The organism is Paenibacillus sp. P4_A7, assembly GCF_056402455.1.
In genome coordinates this window covers 1-3,535 of record NZ_JBFUHJ010000532.1, presented here as the reverse complement: position 1 = coordinate 3,535, position 3,535 = coordinate 1, and the positions used below count along the sequence as shown (strand labels likewise).

General features: G+C 43.9%; 5 protein-coding genes. All 5 read left to right on the top strand.

Features of this window, described 5'->3' with window-relative positions:
- The coding region (locus AC1DWN_RS30475) for a class I SAM-dependent methyltransferase (RefSeq protein WP_477562608.1) at window positions 1-151 on the top strand (151 nt) is incomplete at its 5' end.
- Between the two features lie 2 nt (window positions 152-153).
- Window positions 154-1,029, top strand: a complete 876-nt coding sequence (locus AC1DWN_RS30470) for a UbiA-like polyprenyltransferase (protein WP_477562607.1) — start codon at window positions 154-156, stop codon at window positions 1,027-1,029.
- A complete protein-coding gene (locus AC1DWN_RS30465; RefSeq protein ID WP_477562606.1) occupies window positions 1,023-1,670 on the top strand; it encodes a UbiX family flavin prenyltransferase in 648 nt (215 codons plus the stop codon). Before AC1DWN_RS30470 ends, AC1DWN_RS30465 begins: the two co-directional genes overlap by 7 nt.
- Window positions 1,660-2,511, top strand: coding sequence for a menaquinone biosynthesis protein (locus AC1DWN_RS30460; protein WP_477562605.1), 852 nt, complete (start codon window positions 1,660-1,662; stop codon window positions 2,509-2,511). The genes AC1DWN_RS30465 and AC1DWN_RS30460 overlap by 11 nt, the downstream gene beginning before the upstream one ends.
- Window positions 2,512-2,515: 4 nt before the next feature.
- Entirely contained in the window at window positions 2,516-3,490 is a 975-nt protein-coding gene (locus AC1DWN_RS30455; protein ID WP_477562604.1) for a polyprenyl synthetase family protein, read from the top strand.
- Window positions 3,491-3,535 lie beyond the last annotated feature (45 nt).

Sequence of the window (3,535 nt, the reverse complement as noted above, 5' to 3'; positions counted from 1 at the left end):
ATATAAATGGTTGCCGGAGTCGTTAAAACTGTTTCCTGATCGTATGCAACTTGCAAAAATGTTTGAACAAGCAGGGCTGCAGCAGGTGAATGCCTTTCCTTTGACCGGCGGAGTAGCAGCGCTGCATATAGGGATAAAGGAGAAGGAATAGCAATGATTCGCAAAATTAGTATTATTTTAGAAATGATTAAATTTGAACATACGGTGTTTGCCTTGCCGTTTGCATTTATGGGTGCGATTTTAGGAGCAGTTGTCATGGAGCAGCGTCTTCCTACATGGGAAGAGATTGGTTGGATAACGCTCGCAATGTTTGGAGCGCGCAGCGCTGCTATGTGCTTAAATCGACTGATCGATAAAGCGATTGATTTACGAAACCCTCGTACTGAGAATCGGGCACTTCCTGCTGGCTTGTTAAAATCGGCTGAGGTTCTTATATTTACGATCGTATCAATTGTTATGTTATTCGTAGCGAGTGCTAATCTGGCGCCTATTGCGCTTAAATTGATGCCGATTGCTGTTGTCATGTTGGTTCTATATTCGTATACAAAACGGTTTACATGGCTTTGCCACCTTGTACTAGGCTTTACGATTGCTTTATCGCCGCTTGGCGGCTTTGTTGCGATTACAGGCGAATTTGATGCGGCTGCATGGCTGTTATTTGGGACGGTTGCGCTTTGGATCGCTGGTTTTGACATTATTTATGCAACACAAGATTTTGAATATGACCGTAATACAGGGCTACACTCCATACCAGCTCGTTTCGGCATTGCCGGTGCGCTTTGGATTGCGCGTTCGCTGCATATTGTTACAGCGATTGGTTTTATTAGCTTGTTCTGGCTTACCGAATTAAGCTGGATGTACCTTATCGGTACATTAATTTCGATTGCGCTGCTGTTTTATCAGCACTGGCTTGTTCGCCCTAATGATTTATCTCGTGTACAAACTGCTTTTTTTGGCATGAACGGTACGCTTAGCGTTGTTTTGTTTATGTTTACGATCGTTGATTTGTTGGTGCTTCATCAATGGTAGAGACACAGATGGCCATACATAAGAACAGTTTGTCAAAGCGATGGGTTGTAGGGATAACCGGCGCAAGCGGCTCTATTTACGGGATTAGGCTCATTGAGGAACTGCTGCGCAGGAGCTTCCAGGTTCATCTTGTAGTGACGGAGTCTGGCTGGCGTGTATTGAAGGAAGAGCTCGGCTGGGAGACAACACGCCGCTCGTTAGCGCTGGAACAACGCTTTGGAGCAGCACTTGCAGAAGGCAAGCTCATCTTTCATCCGAATGCAGATATAGGAGCGAGCATAGCAAGCGGCTCGTTTCGCGTAGAAGGTATGGTCGTTGTGCCGTGCTCGATGGGGACGCTTGCGTCGATCGCGCACGGCATTTCCGATGATTTGATGTCAAGAGCGGCGGATGTCATGTTGAAAGAGGGCAGAAAGCTTCTGCTCGTTCCAAGAGAGACACCACTGCATGCTATTCATTTGGAAAATATGCTAACCTTGTCACGTCTAGGCGTTAGGATGATTCCGGCGATGCCGGCTTTTTATTTTAAACCGCAATCCATGGATGAAATGATAGACTTCCTTGTCGGGAAAGTAATGGACAGCATGGAAATTGAACATGATTTGTACAGAAGATGGGGAGATGAGCAGAATGGGCTTTAATCGCCCGATCACCATCGGTCGAATTGATTATGCGAATGCATGGCCGCTTTTTCACGAGTTTGAAAAACATGCAGACTTAAATAGCTACAAAGTTATTTCACGTGTTCCGTCTGAATTAAATCGGATGCTGCAATCAAGGGAGCTTGATTTGTCTGCCATATCTTCGTTTTCTTATGGTCAATATGCAAACGACTATGTTTTATTGCCGGATTTGTCGGTTGGGTCTGTTGGCAATGTGAACTCGATTTTATTGTTTTTAAAAGAGCCGATTACGAAGAAACGTCCGCAAAAAATTTCGGTAACAACCACTTCAGCTACTTCAGTCAATTTACTTAAAATCATTATGGAGATGCACTATGACTGCAAGCCAGAATATGTAGCAGCGGAGCCTCTGCTTGACAGTATGCTGGAAACATCTGATGCCGCACTAATTATTGGTGATCCCGCTATCCAAGCTTTTTGGAGAAATGAAGGGCTGCATGTCATTGATCTGGGACGTCTATGGAATGAATGGACTGGCTTTGGCATGACTTATGCAGTTGTTGCAGCTCGGAGAGAAGTTGTTGAAGCAAAGCCTGATGCTATTCAAGCTGTATATAATGCGCTTTTAACGTGCAAACAGTATAATAACACTCATCTTGATCCTTTGATTGCTAATGCTTGTGAACAGCTTGGCGGAGATACTGCTTACTGGGACATGTATTTTCATTCGCTTCAATATGATTTCGGAAGCAAGCTGCAAGAAGGGCTTGCTTTATATTTCCAATATGCGAAGCAGCTTGGTTTGCTTGCGCACGATGTAGCTTTTACTTTTTTGAAAACCAATCTGCCCAGTAGGTGAACGAATGAGACTTCTTGACTTATATGCGAAGATGAAAGGTGATCTGAATCAAATCGAGCTGGAGCTGGAACGCAGCGTGTCTGATGATCACGTGCTTCTGAGTGAAGCTTCTTTGCACTTACTCAAAGCAGGCGGCAAACGGATCAGACCGATTTTCGTTCTGTTAGCTGGAAAGTTCGGAGATTACCAGCTCGAGGTAATGAAACAGGTTGCTGTCCCTCTTGAATTAATACATATGGCTTCACTGGTACATGATGATGTCATAGATGATGCGGAGACACGCCGTGGTCAACTGACCGTAAAGGCGAAATGGGACAATCGAATTGCGATGTATACAGGTGATTACATTCATGGCAAAGCTTTATCGATTGCAGCTCAGCTTCCGAATCCGCTCATTCATCAAATATTATCTAAGGCACTCGTTGAAATGTGTATTGGTGAGATGGAGCAAATTCGAGATTTTTTCAACACAGAGCAATCCGTACGTAATTATTTGCTACGTATTCGGCGTAAAACAGCACTTTTAATCGCGATTAGCTGTCAGCTAGGAGCAGTTGCATCGGGAACAGACCGGAATACTGCTAACAAAATGTATCGTTTTGGCTATAATATTGGTATGGCGTATCAAATTGGTGACGATTTACTTGACCTTTACGGCACAGAGAAGCAAATTGGCAAGCCTCCTGGCTCGGATATGCGCCAAGGGAATATTACTCTGCCCGTATTAATTGCTTTACAGGATTCACGAATCAGACAGTCTCTATTGTTAGAGATATCGGCCATTCGAGAAAGCAATGGCCATGGTGATACGAGTCGTGCGATCGAAATGATTCGAAAAAGCGAAGGTGGGCTTTTGGCTGATCAGCTAGCCAATCGTTATATTCAAAAAGCATTGCTGGCATTAGAAGGATTACCGAATATTCCAGCGAAAAAGAACTTGATTGATATTGCACATTTTATTGGGAAACGTAATTACTAAAAAATCCAGATCGAGAGGATTGATTAACGATGGAAAGAACATTTC